Below are 22,655 nucleotides of genomic sequence, written 5' to 3' on the forward strand. Positions count from 1 at the left end.
TTGGGACGGGGTGGTCTCAGGTGGCCGTCAAATGGAAATCGGGAAAAATAGGTAGGTGATCCCGCATATTTGCCGATGAGGGCCGACTACTCGCCCGGGAACACTTGCTGGTGTCGGCGGACACATCACATCCCGAAGATTCACTGCAGAGAACGAATACGACCTCTGCGAGTGCACAACGAGGTGTGGCCGAGGTCGAGCAACGACGCTCGGCGATAGCTCGCGGCTAACACCACAAGCGACAGACGAACCGGCGACGAGTATGAGAGCCGAACCCGACTCCACAACATGGTTGCCGGCCGGTGATGACAGAACACGGCTGATCGACGGGATCTCCCGGACCGGCCGAACGAAACCGGATCCTCGGATGACTGCACTACTTCCTCTCGTCTACGGCTACCTGCGCGACGATCTACTCGATGAGAGTGGCTCGCCTCCGAGCGAGGACAGGCTGCGCAACGCCGCCAGATCGCTCGGGTACGAGCTGGGCACCGTGTTCCACGAGCCTGCATTCCAGAAGGGGACACTGCCCCCGGCGTTCGTGGATCTGGTCCACGAATGCCGTCGCGCCGCAGCGCACACCGTGATTACCCTGCGCGGGCATCTATCGGACATGGCGGTGTGCTGCATGATCCTGCTGACGGTCCTGGACGTGCGAGCCAACGCCGCAGTGCACGAAATCAAGCCCTGACCATTCCCGCACGCTTGCGTCGCAGCTCCCTGAACAAGCTGATCGCGTCACCACCCGCGCGTCATACTTCGGTCATGGGGTAAGTGGCCACCGCACCACGCCTGAAAGTGGTCCGGGCCCGTCCCCAGACAATTGCCAGCTAGCGGACAGGCCCGGCGCGGACAGCATAGAACACACCCACAACATTGCGTGCCGCAGGCCCCGGGGCTGGTCAGAGCGCAGACCAGCGCTTATGCTCACTGCGCCGGGCTCGTGAGTAGCCCGGGCTTCGGTGACTGCACACCCTGTGCTCCCGGAGCCGAAGGAACGCGGGTAGTTCCAACTCACTACTCCGGTCCCGCCTTGCGCGAATCGCGGGACCGTGGAGAAAACGGCTCCCCCGGCCCGCACCCCAACCTCCGGGGGAGCCACCCCGAGCAGGACCGCTGAGGCCGCAGTGCTGTCAGACCCCTGTGTCAGGCTCGGCCCGTCCAGATCCGCGTCCACGAGTTCCAGCCCTCCACGCCTCCCCGGCGGCTGGGTAACACGGGTTCGCGCTACATCGTGCTGGCACACCACCGGCGGGGGTCTGTAGGGGACACCATTCACATCAAGTCTCGGTCAGCAGCGCGACCAAGTCGCCGCGATCGTGGTGGTGTCCGGGCGGCAGCAGTGCCGCGATGTCGAGTCCGCTGGCGATACTGCTCACCATAAGCGAATCGCCGGTGCGGCCCTGATTACGGTGGCCCGCGTGTCGGCAACCGTCCCGTGGAGGCCAAACCCCGCTGAGCAAGGAGACCCGTCCGTGCGGGCGTGCCACGGACGGGTCTCGCAGGCAGGGAATTCTCGGGTTCGATGTGATAGCCCCGGCTGTTCAGCTGGAGCGGCGGCGTGTCACCTCCTCGAGCGCGGGGCCGATCTTGTCGGCGATCAAGGCGGTGACGTCCGGGTGCGGCTGGTGCCGTTTGACGTACGAGTTCCGCAGTACCCGGGCGGTGTTGCCCAGTTGGTCAGCGACCTTGGTGGCATCGAGCCCGGCTGAAAGCCCTTCGGTGCCTAGGTGTTTGCGCAGGCTGTGGGGTGTGACGTCGTCGGGTAGCCCGAGCGCGGCGGCCACCCGCGCCCACCGCCGGTCCATACTCTTCAAATTTCGGGGCCCGCCGTCGTCCAAGTCGAAGAACAACAGATCCTCGGGCCAGTCCGCATCCTTCGGCCGTGGCGGCAACCCAGCTTTCAACCGGCGCTTGCGGATCTCGTGCCGGACTATCTGTATCCGTTCGACCCGGGCTGCCAGGATGTCAAGCATGATGCGGGGCAGCACAACGGGTTTGGCGATGAACTTGCCCTGGTGCAGGTCTTGCGCGTCGACGGTGGTGTAGTCCACCCACACCTGCGCTGAACCGTCTCGGGACCGGATCGCGCCGTGCGGGCTCAACAGCCCCGTGGTGAAGTCGATGTCGGATTCGCACACCCCGAGTGACTGGCCCAGCCGCCACCCGGTCGCGGCGATCAGCGCCACCCAGTCGGCCAGGTCGTAGGTCTCGCAGAACTGGGCGACGGTGGGCACTCGGTGTTTCCACGCCCCCTTCCCGGTGCGTTTGTCCCGGGTCGGGCAGGGTGCGTCGGAGGTGTAGACGTCCAGGATGATGCTCTCCACGGTCGCGGTGTCCACGAACGCCGACCCGCCCCGGCGGCGGGTGAAGTTGGCGGGTTTGGGCAGCAGTGCTTCGCGGACGGGGTTGCCGCCGGGCAGGGTGACGCCGACGCGGATGGCGTAGCGGAACATGCCGGACAGGATGTTTTCTTTCAGGATGCGTGGTGCGCTGCCGCCGCGCATCCGGGCGACGTGCCCGAGCATGTCTTCGATGACGGCGGTGTTGGTCAACCCGATCTGGCGTGCCCCGTATTTCGGGATCACGGTGTCGCGCATCACCGGTTCGTAGTTGTTGATCGTCTCCTCGAGCCGACCGCGTGCGCGCAGGTCCTGCTTGTACGCCTCCCACGCTTGCGCGATGGTGGAACGCGCGGTCAGCGCGGTGGCCAGGGTCGCCGACGCGTCGACCCATTCCTGTGCGGCGTCGAGCCAGGCACGGCGGGCGCGTTCCCCGGTCCGGTCCGGTTTGGCGCGGCCCCGGCTGTCGGTTTCCGGTGGTGAGGAGCGGTAGATGCGCTGGTAGTTGCCGTTCCAGTCACGGGGCCGCCCCGACGCGGTCCATACCCCCGCCAGGGTCGGGTGGGGTTTCACGTTCGGTTCGGGGATGTCGCCGGGTTCAAGCTCGGGGCGACCTCGTCTAGGCTGGGCCATACCTCTCATTCCTTTGCGTGAGTGGAGGGGTGCTGGCTTCCGCCGCCCGCTGCGCTAACAGCGGGGTAAACCGGTGGGGGCCAGCTTGGTTTCGGGGGTGTTCAGGCGGCGTTCGTGCCGCCGCGTCGGGTGCGGCGTTCTTGTTCGGCGATCCAGGCGTCGAAGTCCCCGCGCCGGTAGACGACTTTCCGGCGGCCCAAGGTGAAGGAGGCGGGGCCGTACCCGATGTGCCGCCAGTACCGCAGAGTGCCCGCTTTGATGCGGTACACCTGGGACGCCTCGGGTGTGGTCAGCCAGTCCTTCTCCCCGGCAGGCGCGGCGGGGCGGATGCCTGCGTCCGGCGCTGTCGGGGTGTCGGGTGGGGGAGGTTCGGCAGCATCGTCGGTGAGAGGTGGTTCAAGGGTCACCGCTGTACTCCTTCCTGTGCTTTCGGCGTGTACGGTTCCGGCCCCGGATTCGGGGCGGACTGTTTCTCTGGGGGGGTGTTTCGCGCCGTCGCTGGACATCGGATTCATCACGCGCGTGGTCGGGGTGCGGGTGGAATCGGGTATCGCTGGAATGTCGGCGCGGACGGTCATGAACGCTCCGTACACCCGGATTTGTCAAGCAAGTGTCTCGTGCCGCCCCGCTGCCCATCCCGGCCCGCCGTCCGGCACCCCGGGATCGGGTCACCGCCGCCGATGTGCCCAGCGGCCGGTGTGGGCCACCGCAACGCGGCACCGCACACCAGCCCAGCGCTGCGGCCGACGCGGCGCATGGGGCGGGCCTGCCCCGGGGCCGCCCGACGATGCCCCCGGGGTTCGATACGGGTGTACCGAACCCCGGAGCGGGCGATGGGGTTACTAGGCGGCCATGTCCCCGGGGTGCGGTTCCTGCCCGGGAAGGTCTCCGGGCATATACTCATGCTGAAAGTGGTTGGCGTCCAGTACCTTACGGGGGAGTTCGACATCCGCGCGAAAGATCAGGACATCCTCGTGCGCGATCAGCGCCAAGGGCAGGCCCGCGTCGCGGTTCTTCAGGACGAAGTCGCGTTGGAAGAAGCTCGAGTGCGCGACGATGTCGTTGTCGGTGAGCCGCCCCAAAAGTGCCACGGCGCGGTCGACGGGGGTGAGCCCGGCGGTGGCGGCGCACCGGGTCAGCAGCGTGGGCAGGTCGACCAGTTCTGCGTGTTGCCGCCAGGGGCGGGCGGTGATCACGACGTGTCCGCCGGGTTTGAGGTAGGCGGTGGCTGCGGACAGGATGCGGGTGAATCCGGACAGCAGGCGGGGCACGCCGAGGTTGGCCAGGTTCCCGCGGTCGAGGGTGTTGCCGTACCGGTGGTTGCGTTTGCGGATCCCTTCCCCGGCGCGCACCCGGACGTGGCCGTGGATGGAGTCGCCGTATGGGGGTGAGGTGAGGATCAGGTCGACGGTGCCGCGCACCTGTTCGGGTAGGACGGTGGCGAGTTTGCGGGCGTCGCCGGTGTACACGAGCGCGTCGGTGTCGTTCCCGGCCTCGCGGGCGAGGGCGAGGTTGTCGCGGGCGATCGCGGCCCACCGGTCCTCGTACTCGACGCCGAGGGCGCGGCGGCCGGCGTGGAGGGCCTCGACGAGGGTGGTGCCGATGCCGCACATCGGGTCCATCACCACATCGCCGGGGTTGCTGTAGCGGGTGATGGCGTGCGCGGCGATGTTTGGCAACATTTTCGCCGGGTGGGCGGAGGAGTCGCGAGTGTAGCGAGGGCCGCGCTGGGCGGCGGGACTCGCCTGTGCGGTCGCCCACACCGACACCGGCCGAGCGGGCGGGGTGTGGGTGGGCGTGGTGTCGGGAGCAGACATGTGAGAACCACCTTTCGAAGCAGTGGACGGCCCGGCGGGAGTACCGGGCGTGGGCGGGCGGGATCCGGGGTTCATGCGGCGGTGGTGAGGTCGTGCGGCTGCAAGAAAACCAGGACGTCGACGTGCACCGTGTCGGTGTGGACCATGCCGGGCAGGCGGGCCTGGTCGTGCTCGCCGGACCCCTCCAGGACATCGGGGGTGTCGGCATCGGGGGTGGGGGTGGCGACGATGTCGGTGCCGTGGACGGGGGCGGCGACGAGGTGCTGCAGATACAGCAGGTCGGTGTTCTGGGCCTCGGTGACCAGGTCGCCGGTCTGGTCGTGGAAGGTTCCGTCGGGGTCGCGGTGGGGGCGGGCCAGGACCACGAGCAGTCCTCCGGCCCGGAGCCGGGCTGCGGCGACCTCGGCGACCATCCAGGGACGCAGTCCCCGGGCGTGTGGCGCCAGGGTGGTGGCGACGATCAGGTCGGTGTCGGCGATGTGCTCGTGTCCGGGCGCGTGTGCTGATACGCGGTCCAGGTGGCCGATGAGGTGCTCGGCCTCGAGGGTGCGGGGCATCAGCAGGACCCGGTCGCTGGGGCGGCTGTATTCCAGCAGCGCCCGCGCCACGATGCGCGGCGGCCAGCCCTCGGCGATCTCGATCGGGGCGGGCCCGCATGCCCACAGGGTCGAGGGGATCGTCGCGGGCACAGCGCGGGGCCGGGACGAGCGGACAGGTTTACGTGCGGTCATGGGATGTACCTCGTTTCAGGTCGGGGAGGTGAACCACGGCTGGTTCTGCGGAAGGACTCCTGTCCGCGACCCGTTCTTGGACATCCACGACCCAAAAATTTTTCTCCTGCCGCCGGGGCAGCTCGGCCGACATTGATCCACACAGGCGAATACGGTCGCCCCGCAGCGAGGTCGGTGAATTCTTTTTGCGTCTCGTCATTCTCGATCGCTGTTGCGTCTGTGTTGCGCTGCTGTGGCAGCGCCACAGCGATGCAACACCGGCACAACACCGCAGGTAGACCGCTATTTCATGCGCGATGTCCAGCGAGGAGGGCGTCCCTGATTCGTCGAGGATGAGGGGTGTGTGAATTCGGTCGTGTATTCGTCTCGAGGTTGTCGTGTATTCGTCGTGAATTACTTCTGAGGTCGTTCTGTGGATAGCGGCTTCTTTCCTTGCCCGGTCGATTTCTTTTCACCGAGCACGGGGAGGCACGATGCCGAACTCACAACCAACCGACCTGCGCGAGCTGCCGCCGTTGACGCTGATCCGCGAACGCTTCGAAACATTGACCACCCACGCGGTCGCGGGGCTGCCGCCGGGCTGGGAGCAGATGAACGCCGCGATGCTGGCCCGGCGGCTGCTGGACCGCCACGCCCCGGCCGGTGAGGTCGACGCGGTGTGGGCGCAGTTGATCGAGCACGCCCGCACGCGGGACGAGACCGCGGTGCTGGTGTGCGCGGGCGCGGGGTTGCCGATGCTGCACACGATCGCGGCGAAGCTGTGCGGGCACTGGATCTACCGCGCCGACACCGAGGCGATGGTGCTGGTCGGGTTCCTCGAGGCGCTGGCCGAGGTGGACGTGGCCCGCCCCAATGTGGCCTATCGGCTGCGGTGGGCCACCTTCCGGCGGGCCTGTATCCCGGTGCGCGAACGCCAGCGCGCACCGATACCGGTCGACTGGTACCACGACACCGCCCCCACCCCGGAGAACGGCGAAGGCGTGGGCTCGCCGCCCGGGCACCCGGACGTGCTGGTCCAGCAAGCCGTCGCCGAGGGCGTGCTCACCGCCGCCGACGCGGGACTGATCATCGGCACCCGCCTGGACCACCGGCCGATCACCGCGGTCGCCGCCGACACCGGCATCGGGTACGAGGGACTGGCCAAACGCCGCCGCCGCGCCGAACAGCGCCTCGCGGCCTGGCTGCGCGAACGCCTCAGCGACGCACAGTCCTCGACACGCGTCGAAATCGCCGCCCTGGACCACCTCACCCGGCACAGCAACCGCCCTCCTGAGCACCAACCTGCGGCCCGGGTGTCCAGAACCCGGCCCCGATCCCGAGTCCTCCCGATGCCGAAGTCCGCCACCAGCGCGGACCACACCCCACCCGAGGAGGCTCGCCGATGCGCATGATCACCCGTTCCCCCAAAACCCGGCCCCCCAGCACGCGGGCCGCAGCCCCCCGGCGCTCGCGCCACCATCACCATGTGGCCGCGACCATCCTCGCGGCCGGTGCCGCCACCGTCGTGATGCTGTGCGCGGCAGCGGGCCCGGCCGCAGCCACACCACCTGTTGTCGTGCTGGCGGTGGCGACCTCGCTGAACCAGGTCGCGGACAACCTGCGCAACTGGCTGGTCGCGATCCTGGCGACGATCGCGACGACCTACTTGACCGTCGGCGGAGCGCGGTACTTGCTCTCGGGTGGGGACGCCGGCGAGGTCGAACGTGCCAAGGCGTGTCTGCGCTCGGCGATGATCGGCTACTGCCTGGCCATCCTCGCGCCGGTCGTGGTCAGCATTCTCAAGTCCCTGGTGGGAGGCTGACATGCTCCCCACCTCCTCCTCGATCAGCGCGATGAGTCACGACCCGGCCCGCTGGGTCCGGCGGTGCGTGCTGCTGATTCTCGGTGTGGGCGTGCTGATCTGGGCTGGCGGTTCCGCGCCGGGGTGGGCGGTCCCGGTGACGACTCCGCCCTCGCCGCCGTCGGTGACCACGCCGATCACCCCCGGCCCGCCCACGCCCGCGCCGGTGACGCCCGCGACGCCGACGACACCGACGACCGCACCGACGACACCGGGCCCGGTCCCGGGTGAGCCCTGCCCAGACACGAGCCAGGGCTGCACTTCCCAGCCGGGTCAGGATCGGGGTCCGGCCGCGGCACCCGAGCCCGATTGCGGCCTCGATGCCATCAGCGGCTGCTTGATCAACGCGATGGACGGGCTCTTGAGCACCGTGGTGTCCTCGGCGCTGGACCCGCTGCTGCAGTTGCTGTCGACCACGCTGCTGGCGACCCCGGACCCGGCGAGCCTGCCCCGGGTCGGGCAGTTGTGGACCTCCTCCTGGCAGATCACCCTCACCGTGTACGGGCTGCTGGTGATGGCCGCCGGACTCCTGGTCATGTCGTACGAGACGTTGCAGTCACGCTGGTCGCTGCGCGAGGTCGCCCCCGGGCTGGTGATCGGGATGGTCGCGGCGGGGTTGAGCTTCCCGCTGGTCACCCAGGCCGTCCGCGCCGCGAACGCCCTCTCCGCAGCGGTCGCTGGGGGCGGGGTCGATCCCGACTCGGCCGGGCAGGCATTACGGCAGCTGGCCTCGGCGACCATCGGCACGGGCGGCATCTTCGGGCTGCTGCTGGCGATCGTGTTGGTGGTGCTGGTGGTGATGCTGCTGGCCGGGTATGTGATCCGGGTCGCGATCACGATCGTGCTGATCGTCGCCGCGCCTTTGGCGTTGATGTGTCACGCCGTGCCGGTCACCGAACCGATCGCCCGCTGGTGGTGGCGCTCCATGGGTGCGTGCCTGGCGATCCAGGTGGTACAGAGTTTGACGCTGATCACCGCGACCCGCGTGTTCCTCACCTCCGGGGACTGGCACCTGCTGGGAGCCTCGCAATCCGGGCTGGTGGACCTGATCGTATCGATCGCCCTGGTCGGGGTGTTGGTGAAGATCCCGTTCTGGATGCTCTCGGCGATGCGCATCGGGTCGGGACACTCCATGGCCGGGCGGATCGTCCGCAGCTATTTGACGTACAAGACGCTCGGGTTGCTGCGCGGCAGTGGTGGAAAGTCCTCCAAGCCCCGGCCCAAGCCCGCACGCGCGGAGCCGGACCCCTACGACAAGGCCGAGACCGCCCCTGATGGGCAGATGATGCTGCCCTTGCAGGGCCTCAAACGCGTCCGGCCGAAACCGCCACCACCGGCCCCCGCCCAGCGTGCGCCCAGATCGGCGGACTCGGGACAGCAGCTGACGCTGGACCTGGACAAACCCAGCCTCCCGCTCCCACCCGAAGCACCTCGCCCCGAAGGCCAGCGCGCCTTGTTCTACGCCACCCCGATCAAGCCCACACACCGCCGCCCGACCTCGGCGAACACCAGCTCTGCCGGTAGCGGCCGGGCCGGGGCCTCGACAGGGAAGCGGGCACCGAAGGGCCGCCAGCTGACGCTGCGGTTCCCGCCCCCACAGCCACCAAAGACGCCGCCCGCGAGGGTGCAAGACCCATACGCACGCCCAACCTCCACCACACAAGGCCAGTACGTGCTGCCCCTCGAGGTCAAACGGGTCCGGAAACCAGCCCCTCCCCCGACACCCGCGTGGATCGCGCCACCCGCGCCGCGCCGGGCCGGGCGGCAGCTGCACCTTCCCCTGCCCGATCTGCCCGTGCGCCGCCGTCGGCGGCCCGATCCAGGAGGCACCCGATGAATTCCTACCGCATTCCCTCGGATGTGGAGCGGCCCGACCGGATCTGGGGCCCGCTCACCGCCCGCCAACTCGCGCTGCTGTCCGCGACCGGCCTGATATTGCTGCTGATCTGGGCAGCCACCCGCGCGCTCATACCGATCACGGTATTCGCCGCACTCGCAGCCCCGATCGCAGCGGTAGCCACCGCGATCGTGCTCACCACCCGCGACGGCCTGTCCGGCGACCAACTACTCGTGGCCGGGCTGCGCCACCACCGGCAGACCCGGCACCTGATCGCCGTGCGTCCCGGCGACGACACCCAGCCACAGGCGGTACCGCGCTGGGTGACCGACCGCGCACGCGGGCAGCGCCCGCCCACCGCGCACCCGATCACCCCCGGCACCGCCGCGCTACCGCAGACAGTCACGCCAGGCACCGGCGCGGGCGGCGGAGTCGGCGTGGTCGATCTGGGCCAGGAGGGGATCGCGGTGATCGCCGCCGCGACCACCATCAACCTCGCCCTGCGCACTCCCGCCGAGCAGGCGGGTCTGGTCAGCGCGCTGGCGGGCTACCTGCAGAGCCTGTCCGGGAACGGAGTGCAGATCCTGTTGCAGTCGGTCCGCCTCGACGTGACCGGACACATCACCGACCTGCACACCGCAGCACAGACGATGCCGACGGAGTTGGCCGAGTACGCCCTCGACCACTCCCGCTATCTGGCCGAGCTGGCCCAGGACGACACCACCGGGCAACGCCAGGTCCTGCTGGTGTGGCGCGAGCCCCTGGATCCCGCGACCCGGCTGGCGACCTCGGTGGTGGGTGGGCTCACTGCGCGCGGACGTCGCGAGCGCCGGATCTCCGTGCAGGCTCGTCACGCGGCTGAATCCCGGTTGCTGGCGCGGCTGTCCGATGCCACCGAGCTGCTCGCGCCTCTGGGGGTCGGGGTGCGTGCCCTCGATGATGCCCAGGCGCGGGCGATCCTGACCAGCTGCACCAACCCGGCCAACCTCGTGCCCTTCGGCGCGGCCGACGCCGCGGGCCCCACCGAGATCATCACCACCGAGGCCAGCGGGTACACGGGCCTGCAGTTCGAGACCGTCGGCACCGACGACGAACAGGACGACCTCGACGACGGTGGTTTCGGACACCGGTCCCGGCGTGGCCGGGTGCTGCGCCGGGGCGGTGGTGGTGTGGAGTTCGCGCCGGAGTCGTTGACCATCGGTGCCCGGCATCTTCAGGTGGGCTCGGACTACTGCGCGACGATCGCGGTCACCGGGTACCCACGCGAGGTCACCCCAGGATGGCTGACACCCCTGGCCGCGTTCGGGGGCCGGGTCGATATCGCCCTGCACATCGAGCCGATCGACCCCCACCTCGCCGCCCAACGGCTACGCCGCCAACTCGCCCGCCTCGAATCCACCCTGACCTCCGCAGCGATGCACAACCGAGTCGGCGACCCAGCCGTCGAAGTTGCCGCCGAAGACGCCGCCGCGCTCTCGGCGCAGCTCGCGCGTGGCGAGTCTCGCCTGTTCCGCGCCGGACTGTATCTGACCGTCCACGCCACCAGCGAGGACGAGCTCGCCGGGCAGGTCACCGCGTTGCGGACGCTGGCGGCGAGTCTGCTGATCGATACCTGCCCGCTCACCTACCGGGCGGTCGAGGGCTGGACCGCGACGTTGCCGCTGGGCCTGGACCCGGTCCGGGGACACCGCACCTTCGACTCCCATGCTCTGGCGGCGGCGGTCCCGTTCGCCTCGGCCCAGTTGCCGCCCGCGGATCCGGTGTCGGTGACTCCGGCCGGGGTGTTGTACGGGCGCGACGGCGCGGCCGGGCTGTTGTTCCACGACCGCTTCGCGCCCGAGATGCACAACCACAACGAAGTCATCCTCGGCCGGTCCGGATCGGGCAAGTCCTATCTGGCGAAAACCTCGATCTTGCGGTCGCTGTACCGCGGGATCGAAACCATCGTCATCGACCCCGAGGACGAATACGCCGCACTGTGTGATGCGCTCGGGGGCACTCACATTCGTCTCGGCGCCCCCGGCGTGTGCCTCAACCCGTTCGACCTCGACATCCACGTAGGTCCGAGCGGACATCGCACCGCCGCCGCCGATGCGCTGTTGCGGCGAAAGCTGCACTTGCACACCGTCATCGCGGTCCTGCTCGGCGAGCAAACCCCCGCCCAGCGCGCAGCCCTGGACACCGCGGTCACCGCCACCTATGCAGCGGCTGGGATCACCGACGACCCGGTCACCTGGGTGCGGCCCGCACCGACACTGAGCATGCTGCGCGACCAGCTCGCCGCCACCGGCGGCCCGGTGGCGGCCGACCTGGCTGCCGGGCTCGCCCCGTATGTCGGCGGGGGCGCGTTCGCTGGGTTGCTCGACGGTGCGAGCACCCATATCCCGGGCGGTGCGTTGATCGTGTACTCGCTGCGCGAGTTGCCCGAGGAACTCAAAACCATCGGCACCCTGCTGGCGTTGGACGCGACCTGGCGGCGGGTCACCGACCCGGCTACTCGGCGGGCGCGCTCGGTGGTGGTCGACGAGGCGTGGCTGTTGATGCGCCAGCGCTCGGGAGCGGACTTTCTGTACCGGCTGGCCAAATCCGCCCGCAAACACTTCCTCGGGTTGACCGTCACCACCCAGGACGCCGCCGACGTGCTGGCCACCGACCTGGGTAAGGCGATCGTCGCCAACAGCGCCACCCAGATCCTGCTGCGCCAAGCCCCGCAATCCATCGACCAGGTCGGCGACGCGTTCAACCTCTCCGACGGCGAACGCCGCTTCCTGCTCGCCGCAGACCGCGGCCAAGGCTTACTCGCCATCGGAGCCCACCAGCGCACCGTCTTCGGCACCGTCGCCTCCCTCGCCGAGCACCAGATCGCCACTACCTCACCCGAGTACGACCTGCCCGACACCGACGAGGACGCCGGCTACCTCGACCTCGATGCCGAGGACACCCGAATCGACCTCGACACCAGCACCGGTCCCCTCGACACCGAGTGGGACGACGCACGGTTCACAGAACAGGAGACACAGTAATGAACCTATTCCTGCACACTCAGACGCCCCCGGACTCCGACAGCGGCGGCGGTGGCGTCGTCGGTGGGCTTCTCACGCACCCCGGCCTGCGACTCGGGCCTCTGCTCGTCGTCGCCGAACAGCACGCGATTCCCCTCGCCGCCGCGCTCGCAGCCACGGTCATCGCCTTCGTCGCTGTGGCTGGTTGGGTGCGGCGTCGCCGGGAGCGGCGCTGGGCCCAGGGCGCTCGACAAGTGGAGGTCCTCATCCCGCCGCAAGTACAACCCGACAGCGCGCAAATATTCTGGGAGCAGCTACACGGTGCGATCGCCCGCCGCTGGTGGCAGCGGTGGTTGTCCGGGCAGCACCTGCTCGGGTTCGAATACCGCATCAGCGCCGAGCACGGCGCGAGGATCCGCCTCTGGGTGCCCTCCTGCGTGCCACCGCACCTGGTCGAGAACTCTGTGACGGTCGCTTGGCGCGGTGCGCGCACTCACACGATCCCCGCCGCACCGCCGCTGCCGCCGGTCCCGGGCGGGCATCGCAGTCTGCTTGCCGGTGGCGAGCTGCGGCTCGCGCGGCACGGCCGGTGGCCGATCCGCACTGATGCCCCGGGCGATCCGGCCGCGTTCCTGATCAACGCCGCTGCCGGGATGGAGCCGGGCACCGTCGCGTGCGTGCAGGTTCTGGCCCGCCCGGTCACCACCCGCCCGACTCGGCACGGCTCCGGGAGTTCCGGCACTCCCGCGGCCCTGGGCCGGTTCCTCCTCGAGGTCGGGCGGGAGTTCTTCGGCCTGTTCACCCCGGGCCCGGTCCACGCCACAAGCACACCAGCCCGACCCAGCAACACGCGGTATGGGGTTCGTGATCGGCAGGGGAGTCTGGAACAGTCCGCCCAGGATCACGCCGCCGCCGCCAAAGCACGCGGCCCTTTGTGGGCGACGGTCGTGCGCTACGCGGTCACCGCCCCTGTCTCCCTCGACGCCGACCGCACCGCCCGTGCTCGGACCACCGCCATGCTGCAGGGTCGCGCGCACGCGGTGTCCGGGTATCTGTCGACGGCGTCCCAGCACAACCACTACCGGCGTCACTGGCGTCGCGGTGCCGGGGTGCGTGAGGCGATGTTCTGGCGGCGGCTCGGCCGCGGTGACCTGCTGTCCTCGCCCGAGCTGGCGGTGGCCGCGCATGTGCCGACCGATGCGGGGATCGCCGAGATCCACCGTGCCGGTGCCCGCGCCTTGGCCCCCAGCGAAGTCGTGGCCTCGGGTGGGCCGGGCACCAAACCCCTCGGCCGCGCTGATTCGATTCGGGGGCGGGCGGTTGCGATGCGGGTGGACGATGCCCGCCACCACGTCCACGTCATCGGCCCTACCGGGACCGGGAAATCCACCCTCCTGGGCCGGATGGTCCTCGCCGACGCCGACGCCCGGCGCGGGCTGGTTCTCATCGACCCCAAAGGCGACCTGGTCACCGACGTGCTGACCCGGCTTCCCGAGGACTGTGCGGGTCGGGTGGTGTTGTTCGACGCCGCCTCGGCCGGCGGACCGCCGTGCATCAACCCCCTCGATGTGATCACCTTCGGCGGGGACACGGATCTCGATCGGACTGTGGACAATATCGGCACGATCTTCGCGCGCATCTATCACCAGTATTGGGGTCCACGCACTGACGATGTGTTCCGTAACAGCCTCAAAACCGTGTGCGGGCAATCGCGTCCGGCCACCCTCGCCGACGTCGCGCGGATCCTGACCGACGACACCTATCGGGCCCGGCTCACCGCCACTGTGAAAGATCCTGTCGTGCAACAGTTCTGGCGCGAGTTCGAAGCCCTGGGCGAGTCCGGTCGCGCCCAGAGCATCGCCCCGCTGATGAACAAGCTCCGCCAACTCCTGACGCGCCCGTTCGTGCGGGCCGCGCTGGCGGGCGGGCCCGCCACCGTGGACCTGCGCGCGGCCCTCGACGACGGCGGCCTGGTGCTGGCCCGACTACCGAAGGGACGCCTCGGGGAGGAAACCACCCGCCTGTTCGGCGCGCTGCTGGTCGCGCGGACCTGGCAAGCGGCCACCGCCCGCGCGGACACCCCCGCCACCGAGCGCGCTGATGCGGCCCTGTACCTGGACGAGTTCCACAACTTCCTGCACTCGTCCACCCCGGTGGAGGACATGCTCGCCGAGGCCCGCGGCTTGCGGTTGTCCATGGTGTTGGCGCACCAGAACCTCGGCCAGCTCACCCCCGCGCTGCGCGAAGCGATCTCCAGCAACGCCCGCAACAAGATCTATTTCGCCCTCTCACCCGAGGACTCCCGCGATCTGGCGAGGCACACCCTTCCTCAACTGTCCGAGCACGACCTGGCCCACCTGGACGCCTTCCACGCCGCCGCGCGCCTGGTGATCAACGGCGAGAACATCGCCCCCTACACCCTGCACACCGAGCCGCTGCCTGCACCGGTCCCGGGACGAGCCCGCCACATCCGCGCCGCCGCCCGCGCCCACACCACCCCCCACCCGCAATCCCCACCGGCTCCCGCACCCCAGCACGGCACTGTGTCGAAGGTTCCCCCGCTCGACCCGCGCCGCCGCTGAAACCCACAGCAGCACACCAGTTTCCGACCGACACACCCGAGGTCGGTCCATGCCCGTTCTGCCTTGTCCGGCGTGTGCAGCGCCGTTGATTGGAGGTGTCTTGTTCCATGACCCCCGCTCCCCGATCCCTCACACCCCCTGCCCACACCCCCACCCAGGAAGGCGCGCGCACGGCGGGGCCGGTGCTGGCTGGGCGAGCCCGGCTCGCTGGCATTCTGACCGCGCGGGATCGGTGGCTGCTGTGGATGCTGTACGAGCACCGCGTCCTGACCACCAGCCAGATCAGCGCCCTGGCCTTCACCGCGACCCGCCGCGCCACCCGCCGCCTCCTGCGATTGCACGAGGCCGGGGTGATCGACCGGTTCCGGCCCCGCCGCACCGTGGGCACCGCGCCCTGGCATTGGATCCTGGCCCCCGCCGGTGCTGCGGTCCTGGCCGGTGAACACGGCCTGGACCTACGCGAGCTGCGGTGGCGGTACGACCGCGCTCTCGCGTTGGCGCACAGCCTGCACCTCGAGCACGACGTCGGTGTCGCCGACTGGTTCACCGCCCTGGCCACCAGCCCCGGGCCCAGCATGCTGAACCTCTGGTGGTCCCAGACTCGATGCGCGCGACTGTGGGGAGACCTGGCTCGCCCGGACGGCTACGGCCGCCTCGACCCCACCACCTCCGGGGCGGGTGGGCTGGAGTTCTTCCTCGAATTCGACTGCGGCACAGAATCTCTCACCCAGCTCGCCAAGAAACTCCACGGGTACGCGAACCTCGCCGCCGCGACCGGGATCACCACCCCGCTGCTGATCTGGCTCCCCACACCGCATCGCGAGGCCACCGCACGCACCGCACTCGCGGCCACCGCCACCGGACTCGAACACCCCGACACGGTCCCGATCGCGACCGCCGCCGGTGATCCCACTGCCGAGGCGGGCCCGGCCGGGGCGGTATGGCTGCCACTGCACCCAGGGCCCGCCCGCCTCGCCCGGATCTCGTTGACACGCCTGGCCGCTGCCTGGCCGCGCCTGCCTCTCGATCCGGCTCCGGCCAACACCAACGAGAAGAGCACTGTGGCCCTGGACCGGCGCGTGGTGATCCCGCCGCCTCCACCGCGCCCACCCTGGCACGAGGGCCTGTGATGTTCGGGCTCGCACTCGGGGCCGGAGCCACCGCCCTGTTCACCGCCGTGACGATCGGCGCGTTCACCGTCACCGTCGTCGCGGTCGACTCCGCTCGATCCCACACGAGCATCACCGCTCCCAGCCCAGCCGCCGGGCAATCGGCCCCGAGTCCCGACGCGGTCACCGACATCCCCGCGGACAAGCTCGCCCTCTACCGGCAGGCCGCCTCGGACTGCCCCGGCCTGGACTGGACGATCCTGGCCGGCATCGGCAAAGTCGAGACCGACCACGGCCGCAGCCGCCTCCCCGGAGTCTCCGAGGGCCAGAACAGCGCGGGCGCCGCAGGACCCATGCAGTTCCTGGCCTCCACCTTCACCGAGGTCACCGCACGCCACCAGCTCCCCGCGGGCGGGGCGAGCCCACCCTCGCGATACAACCCGAGCGATGCCATCCACGCCGCCGCGTACTACCTGTGCGACTCCGGCGCTCCGGCCGACCTGCACCGCGCGATCTACAGCTACAACCACGCCGACTGGTACGTCCAGCAAGTCCTCGACCACGCCGCCCGCTACCGCAGCACCACACCCGAGCCCGGCACCGGGGACTGCCAGCACCTCACCACCTCGAACCCCACGGCCGCTAGGGTCCTGAGGTTCGCCTGCTCCCAGTTGGGGCAACCGTATGTGTGGGGAGGCAACGGGCCCCGAGCCTCCGGCGGCTGGGACTGCTCGGGCCTGACCAAGGCTGCCTATGCCGCCGCCGGAATCGCGCTCCCGCGCACCGCCTCCGACCAATACCACGCCACCACCCCCATCCCGATCAGCCAGATCCAGCCTGGCGACCTCGTCTTCTACAGCAATCAGAAAGACGGAATACACCACGTTGCCCTCTACCTCGGCAACAATACAATGATCGACGCACCCGACTTCGGACAATCGGTGAAAATAGAAGACTACCGGCATCCGAATGACGACTTTCTGTCCGTCAACCACGTATTCACTCGCGGTCGAGGAACCTCGAATGTGCTTGGTGAGTCGTGATCATATCACTCGCTGCTCTTGCTTCATTTTCACTGCTCACCGGAGACTAACGAGCGGAAAAAGATGATATGCGTTCTGTTGGGAATGGGTTGACATTCGCCCGGTATCGAGGGTCCATGTATGTGGTGCACCGTTACGCGAATCGTGTGATGCGATCGGGCGGCGGGGCACCGTCCCGGCCGGGGCCCCAATCAATCACATGCGGAAATCCTGACGGGAGATGTCATGCCCACACCTGAAACAACCACCCCCGACGCCATGCGCGTCGCGCACCGAACCAGCGACGCCGTCACGCGGCGATCCGTGGCAGCGGGGTCCGGCCGGTGATGAACAACAGTCGCAGCCACGACGCGGACGGGGCAATCAAAAAGGGCGTAGTGCTGTCCGGTCACACCTATGTTCCCGTGCAACTCCGTGACCGTAATATCAGCGCCGAGAAGGTGCTTTTCCGGCCGCCGGACAAGTGCAACCACGAGGCCACGATCTGCCGCGAATGCGCGGAATCGTGGGGCTGGGACCACGTCGTGCATTTCGACCGCACGGTCGCGGGCCGACGGCTGCGCGCCGAAATCGACGCGCACACGACACCGGACACCGCGCCGCACCACCGGCCCGACCCCGCCGATACCCCCACCGCCACCAGCACACCGCCCACGCCGGACACACCCGCCACATAACCAGGTTCCCGATGTCACCCCGGCCCATTCAGGCCGGGGTGGCGCTCGTCCGTCATCGCAATGCACGCCGCCCCGGTGAGGCCGGGCTATCGCGCTACGGACCGCAATCCCGCGCACCCGTATCTGCCGAAAGACCGACCTCTATGTGTCCCGTTGAGGCTGTTCCGGGAAATCCGGCCCCCGCAACTGTGCGGGTATGGCGCGCGATTGCCGCACTTCCCTTTGTCGGGCATCCGGAAATACCGCGCCCCGAACCATTCGATGATCTCGCCGAGCCCCGAAAATGGGCCAAAGACCAGATTCGGCAATTCGTCGACGATTTCGGCCGAGATGGCCGGGTCGATATCGTGAATCTCGGATACCGGCCCGGCAATCTGGCGTGCGTCACATAGCCCGGTCCGCTGGCCCGTGTGCTGACACGGTACCGGCCCCGATATGAACCTCCCGACGCAGTCGTATGTGGTACTCGTTTCGTCGTATCAGAGTCGCGGCTATCCGACAGTGCCGGGCATTCCCGTTGCGGTAGCAATTAATAGAAGACGGGCGTCTTGTTTAGATAATGGCTTGACATTTCCCCGGGTGACGAGCGTCCATGGATGTGGTTTCCCCGCAATTCCCCGGAATTGCGGGGTGAACCGTCCCGGCCGGGACATGGCAACACCGCATTGAATTCCCTATCACCGACGGAGATGTCATGCCCAATGCGCGACCGATAAACGACACCAACGACGCCGCTGTGCGCGCGGCGCTGGCCGCCCATCCCGGGGCCACCGCCAGCGCGCTGGCATTCCATGCGGGAATGAGCGTGTCCACCGCCCGCACCATCCTGGGCCGGATGGCCGACGACGGCACCGCCGTGCGCACCACCGACCCCGACGCGTCCCGCGCCACCTACCTGTGGACCCTGGCCGACACCGCACCGGCCCGGACCGCGAAACCGGCCGCGCGCACCGCACGCACGCCGGGCCGCCCCAAGAAGACCGGCACCACGCCGCCGCCCGCCGCCACCGCCAAGCCCCGGGCCGGTACCGCGACCGGTACCAGGAGCGCCGCCAGCGCGGGGGGCGGTGCGGGCACGGTGGACAAGTTGCCCCCGGGTGGGTTGCGGGGGCTGGTCGAGGACCATCTGCGGGACAACCCCGGCGAGTCGTTCAGCCCGACCGCACTCAAACACGCCCTGGACACCGCGCACGCGCCCCGGCAGTTCTCCAGCGGCGCGATCAACAACGCCCTCGAGAAACTCACCGCCGACGAGGTGGCGATCCGTACCAGCGACGCACCGAAGACGTGGGCCCTGGCCGCCGGGGCGTAACCGGCCCCGCCAGCGCCGGGCGTCCGCCCGCTCACCGATGCCGGGGCCCGGAACATCAGGCCCCGGATCGGTTCCACTTCCCGAAATTTGCACTCACACAACAGAATCGAGACTTTGTCATGACCACACCCACCACCTCCGAACCGATCGCGCAGTTGCGCGCGGCCCGTGACCAGGCCGCTGATGCCCGGAATCTGCCGCGCGCGCTGGAACTGGACAACGAGCTGGAAGACCTCGGCCAGCTGGGCGGCTCGCGTCGCACGTGCTGGCCGTGCGGGAGCTGGGCCGATCACGTCCACGCACCCGGCACCGGGGAGCGCATGCTCGTGCACGGGCCGCACCCCGCCGACGACGAGCACATCGCGGTCGCGGTGCAGGTGTTCACGCTGGCCGCCACCGCCCTGCCGCACCACTGGTCCCAAACCCCCACCGCCGCCCACGTTGCCGTCGATCTGGGTGCGCACCGGTACGTGGTGACCATCCGCACGCTCGACACCGGCGGCGCGGCGGCCCGCGTGGTCTACCTCAGCGCCTGCACCCACCGGGACACTGGGCGGGCGCGGGCATTCCCGGCCATCCACGCCACCGCACGCGCCAGCGCCGCGATCGTCACCGCGTACCACCACGCCCGCTACGTCGGCAACGGGCTCGCCGCGCCCGTGCCCGTGGTGGCAGCACGCGCCGAGGATCCCGACGGTCCCGACGCGTTGCTGGCGCGGTTCCGCGTCTGCCAGAACGAGATCGACACCGAGATCGACACCCACGACGGCGACCCCGACACCGGCGCACACCACGACCGCCTCGCCGCGCTACACCGCGAAGCCAGCGAACTCATGGCCGCCCTGGACAACCACCTCAGCACCGGCGGCGCACTGCCCCGGGCATGGACACACGCCCGAACCGCGTAAGCAACTGCTCCCCGGCGGGCCCGGCCCGCCGGGGACACCAGCCACCCGACAACGACAGGGAAAGATTCATGTACCAGACACTGACCGCGCGACTGGACGAGTCCTACACCGTCCTGGGCACCGCGCAGCGGGTCACCCGCATCCGCGAGCACTCGTTCCTCGTGGTGCCGCACACCGAGTGCGCGCACGTCACCGGTGGGACCATCTGCGCCGAGTGCGCCGAGAACTGGCAGGTCGATTACGAATTCGACGACCCGTTCCCGTTCGCACGCGCCCGGCATCGGTGGACCGTGCGCGATCTCATCGACGCGGGCCAGCTCCGCGTCGGGGCCGCGCTCACCCTGGCCGGAACCGACATCGCGGCCGTGGTCACCGCGACCGGTGGGCTGATGCTGCCCGACGGACGCGTGTTCGACACGCCCTCGGCCGCCGCGAACGCCGCACTGGACCGCGACCGCTGACCGACACCAGCGCGCGAACACCAGCACCAAACCCCTTCGGGCCCCGGCCGATTCCACGGCCGGGGCCCGATCCATGCCCACAACAACCGCCGCACCCCGGCGCGCACGCGATCACCGCCGACCGGCACCGGCCGCGCGCCCACGGGCACGGGGCACCGCGCCGACTACACGGGCACCGGCTGTGCAGCTGTGTCCACACCCGGTCTGGTGTCGGGTGTCCAAATTCGGCCCCCGAACAGGAGTCCTCAGACAGCGGAACCGCGTCCCGGCGGTGTCCGCGTCCCTCGTCCGCCCTGTTCAGGAGGTTCCCCATGATCGGTACACCCATCCGCACCACACGTCACCCTGCACGCTCGCACCCCGCGCTGCGGCGGTGGTGGCTCGGTGCCGCGCTCTGCTCGGCGACCGTGCTCACCGCGGCCGTGGTCCCCGCCCTCGCCGTGGCCGCACCAACGGAAACCTGCGCGAAGGTCACCACGGTGACGGTGCCCGGGACCTGGGAACAGGCCCCCACCGGCACCTCGCCTACCGAAACCGCACCGCAGACCATGCTGGCCCCGGTCACTCGTGACCTGCAGGCCCGCTACGGCAACGACCTCGCCTCGCAGACCGTGGACTACTCCGCCTCGATCACCCCGACCTACGCCGCCTCGGAATCCGATGGCACACAAGCCCTCTCGACCGCGCTGTCACAGCTGTGCCCCACCACGACAGTGGTCCTGCTCGGATATTCGCAAGGCGCGCAGGTCGCCGGGGACCTCGCGGCCCGGACCGGGCACGGCCAAGGCCCCATCCCGGCCTCGCGGGTCCTGGCGGTCGGGCTCGTCGCGGACCCCCACCGCGCCTCCACCACACCGCAACTCGGCCACCATGCCGCCGGCGGGGAAGGCGTCGAGGGCCCTCGCGCCCAAGACTTCGGCCAGCTGACCGACCGAGTTCGCACCCTCTGCGCCCAAGGCGACCTGTACTGCTCGGCCTCCCCACAGACCGACCCGCTCCTCACCACGATCGGGCGTGCCTTCACCAGCACGCCGGACCCCACATCGGGCCCCGAGGCCACGACCCAGACCGGCCCGACCTCGCAGTCCAGCGACACCGGCAGTGCTCTGGCGGGGCTCGATGCGTCCACACTCACCCAGCAGGTGCTCAACGTGCTGGCGGGAATGACCTCGCTCGCGGCGAACCTGCCCGCGATCGGCGGCGACCTCGTAGCGCTGCCGCAACGCCTGGCCGCCCTGGACGTCCCGGGCACCCACCAGCTCGCCGGGGACCTCAACAACCAGTTCCGCCCGCTGGTCACCATGGCCTCCCAGGTCGACCTGCACCTCATCGCGCGCATACTGACCATCGTTGCTCCGGCCGATACCAGCGGAATCACCAGCGCGGCAGCACAAATCGTCGACATCCTCGCCGGAGTCGACATCAACCGAGTCGCCACCGACCTCGGCACCGCCCAGGAAACCGCCTGGGCGGCAGTGCAGAAACTCACCACCGGAGATGTCCTGGGTGCCGGGGCCGTCTTGACCGGCCTGCTGCCTGTGGCCGCTGACCTCGCGCAGGTCGCGGCGAACGCGCTCACCGGCAGCACCGCCGCGCCCCTGGCCGCACTCACCCCCACCAGCACCGGCGCGAGCGCGAACAGTGGGCTCGCCGACCTGGCCCGGCAAGGAATCGACGCGGCGAACTTCTTCTCTTCCGGTGTCCACCAGAACGGGTACGCCTCGGGCCTACAGAACCTCACCAACTGGCTGACCGGCCGAATCAACCACGCCCACTGATCGAGGTCACCTCCGAGCGGCCGACACGGATTTCCAGGGCCGCGTCCGCCCGTCGCGACGATCGCGCCGCACTCGGCCGGGCAGTGCTCGCAGCCGCCCGATCGCCCCGCACAGCCCGTCCACCGACATCGGCACCGGCCGGAGCGGTGCCACCCACGGTATGACGTGCGCGGCGGGGTGCCCGGGTGCCGGTGCCGGGGGTGTGGCGGCCAGCGCCGGTGCTGCCCCGAGGTCATCAGCACCGACGACCCGATTGGGCCCGGGGTGATCCGCGCTGGCGGATCACCCCGGGCCCGTTCTATCTCGGCGTCAGGGTTTGCTACGTCGGGGCGTCGGGCCGGTTCGGTCTCTCGACGCGCGGGCAGGCAGGCGTATCGCTGGGGGTTTCGGCGCACTCATCACACACGCCGATGACCGGCTGTAGCATCACGGCGCGGCCGGAAGCGTTGACCCGCTTGACTTTACGGCACCTCTCGCACCATCCATGAAGTTTCATGACCTTGTTCCTTTCCGGGGTGTTGGTTTAGCTGTTGCGTGCTGATTCACCGCCCCGGCGTGTCGATGGCCGCCGGGGTGTCCGGAA

17 protein-coding genes are annotated in these 22,655 nt (G+C 69.5%); 13 read left to right on the top strand and 4 right to left on the bottom strand.

Going from position 1 to position 22,655, the window contains the following annotated elements; translation table 11 throughout:
• Positions 1–367 precede the first annotated feature (367 nt).
• Positions 368–691, top strand: a complete 324-nt coding sequence (locus NV1_RS04485) for a hypothetical protein (RefSeq protein WP_157116556.1) — start codon at positions 368–370, stop codon at positions 689–691.
• Between the two features lie 853 nt (positions 692–1,544).
• Here NV1_RS04485 and NV1_RS04490 read toward each other — a convergent pair.
• From NV1_RS04490 to NV1_RS04505, 4 genes are all read right to left on the bottom strand, one after another.
• Positions 1,545–2,975, bottom strand: a complete 1,431-nt coding sequence (locus NV1_RS04490; RefSeq protein ID WP_157116557.1) for a site-specific integrase — start codon at positions 2,973–2,975, stop codon at positions 1,545–1,547.
• Between the two features lie 101 nt (positions 2,976–3,076).
• Complete coding sequence (locus NV1_RS46700) at positions 3,077–3,382, bottom strand: helix-turn-helix transcriptional regulator (RefSeq protein WP_373864580.1); 306 nt, start codon at positions 3,380–3,382, stop codon at positions 3,077–3,079.
• Positions 3,383–3,817: 435 nt separating this feature from the next.
• The gene (locus NV1_RS04500; protein WP_067885691.1) at positions 3,818–4,792 is read right to left on the bottom strand and encodes a TRM11 family SAM-dependent methyltransferase; all 975 of its coding nucleotides are present in this window, start codon (positions 4,790–4,792) and stop codon (positions 3,818–3,820) included.
• Between the two features lie 71 nt (positions 4,793–4,863).
• Positions 4,864–5,523 carry a hypothetical protein gene (locus NV1_RS04505; protein ID WP_157116559.1) on the bottom strand — a complete coding sequence of 220 codons (660 nt, stop codon included), beginning with the start codon at positions 5,521–5,523 and terminating at the stop codon, positions 4,864–4,866.
• Positions 5,524–5,996: 473 nt separating this feature from the next.
• Between NV1_RS04505 and NV1_RS04510 the strand changes: the two genes are divergently transcribed.
• From NV1_RS04510 to NV1_RS04575, 12 genes are all read left to right on the top strand, one after another.
• Positions 5,997–6,914 (top strand): copper transporter family protein, encoded by a 918-nt coding sequence (locus tag NV1_RS04510; RefSeq protein WP_067885697.1) that lies wholly within the window; start codon positions 5,997–5,999, stop codon positions 6,912–6,914.
• Between the two features lie 74 nt (positions 6,915–6,988).
• Positions 6,989–7,324, top strand: coding sequence for a pilin (locus NV1_RS04515; protein ID WP_245713545.1), 336 nt, complete (start codon positions 6,989–6,991; stop codon positions 7,322–7,324).
• Between the two features lies 1 nt (position 7,325).
• Positions 7,326–9,200, top strand: a complete 1,875-nt coding sequence (locus NV1_RS04525) for a TrbL/VirB6 family protein (RefSeq protein WP_157116561.1) — start codon at positions 7,326–7,328, stop codon at positions 9,198–9,200.
• A complete protein-coding gene (locus tag NV1_RS41840; RefSeq protein WP_084525056.1) occupies positions 9,197–12,223 on the top strand; it encodes a PrgI family protein in 3,027 nt (1,008 codons plus the stop codon). Before NV1_RS04525 ends, NV1_RS41840 begins: the two co-directional genes overlap by 4 nt.
• A complete protein-coding gene (locus tag NV1_RS04535; RefSeq protein WP_067885708.1) occupies positions 12,223–14,784 on the top strand; it encodes a type IV secretory system conjugative DNA transfer family protein in 2,562 nt (853 codons plus the stop codon). Before NV1_RS41840 ends, NV1_RS04535 begins: the two co-directional genes overlap by 1 nt.
• A gap of 107 nt (positions 14,785–14,891) precedes the next feature.
• Positions 14,892–15,914 (top strand): replication-relaxation family protein, encoded by a 1,023-nt coding sequence (locus tag NV1_RS04540; RefSeq protein WP_084525057.1) that lies wholly within the window; start codon positions 14,892–14,894, stop codon positions 15,912–15,914.
• Positions 15,914–16,936, top strand: a complete 1,023-nt coding sequence (locus NV1_RS04545; protein ID WP_067885712.1) for a C40 family peptidase — start codon at positions 15,914–15,916, stop codon at positions 16,934–16,936. The genes NV1_RS04540 and NV1_RS04545 overlap by 1 nt, the downstream gene beginning before the upstream one ends.
• A 326-nt stretch (positions 16,937–17,262) precedes the next feature.
• Entirely contained in the window at positions 17,263–17,613 is a 351-nt protein-coding gene (locus NV1_RS04550) for a hypothetical protein (protein ID WP_067885714.1), read from the top strand.
• A gap of 694 nt (positions 17,614–18,307) precedes the next feature.
• The gene (locus NV1_RS43245) at positions 18,308–18,925 is read left to right on the top strand and encodes a hypothetical protein (protein ID WP_067885717.1); all 618 of its coding nucleotides are present in this window, start codon (positions 18,308–18,310) and stop codon (positions 18,923–18,925) included.
• Positions 18,926–19,044: 119 nt separating this feature from the next.
• Positions 19,045–19,833 carry a hypothetical protein gene (locus NV1_RS04565; RefSeq protein ID WP_067885718.1) on the top strand — a complete coding sequence of 263 codons (789 nt, stop codon included), beginning with the start codon at positions 19,045–19,047 and terminating at the stop codon, positions 19,831–19,833.
• Between the two features lie 68 nt (positions 19,834–19,901).
• Positions 19,902–20,294, top strand: a complete 393-nt coding sequence (locus tag NV1_RS04570) for a restriction system modified-DNA reader domain-containing protein (RefSeq protein ID WP_067885719.1) — start codon at positions 19,902–19,904, stop codon at positions 20,292–20,294.
• 311 nt (positions 20,295–20,605) lie between these two features.
• Positions 20,606–22,072, top strand: coding sequence for a cutinase family protein (locus NV1_RS04575; RefSeq protein ID WP_067885720.1), 1,467 nt, complete (start codon positions 20,606–20,608; stop codon positions 22,070–22,072).
• Positions 22,073–22,655 lie beyond the last annotated feature (583 nt).

The sequence above is a fragment of the Nocardia vaccinii NBRC 15922 genome, from assembly GCF_001613305.1.
In the GTDB taxonomy this organism is placed as follows: Bacteria; Actinomycetota; Actinomycetes; order Mycobacteriales; family Mycobacteriaceae; genus Nocardia; species Nocardia vaccinii.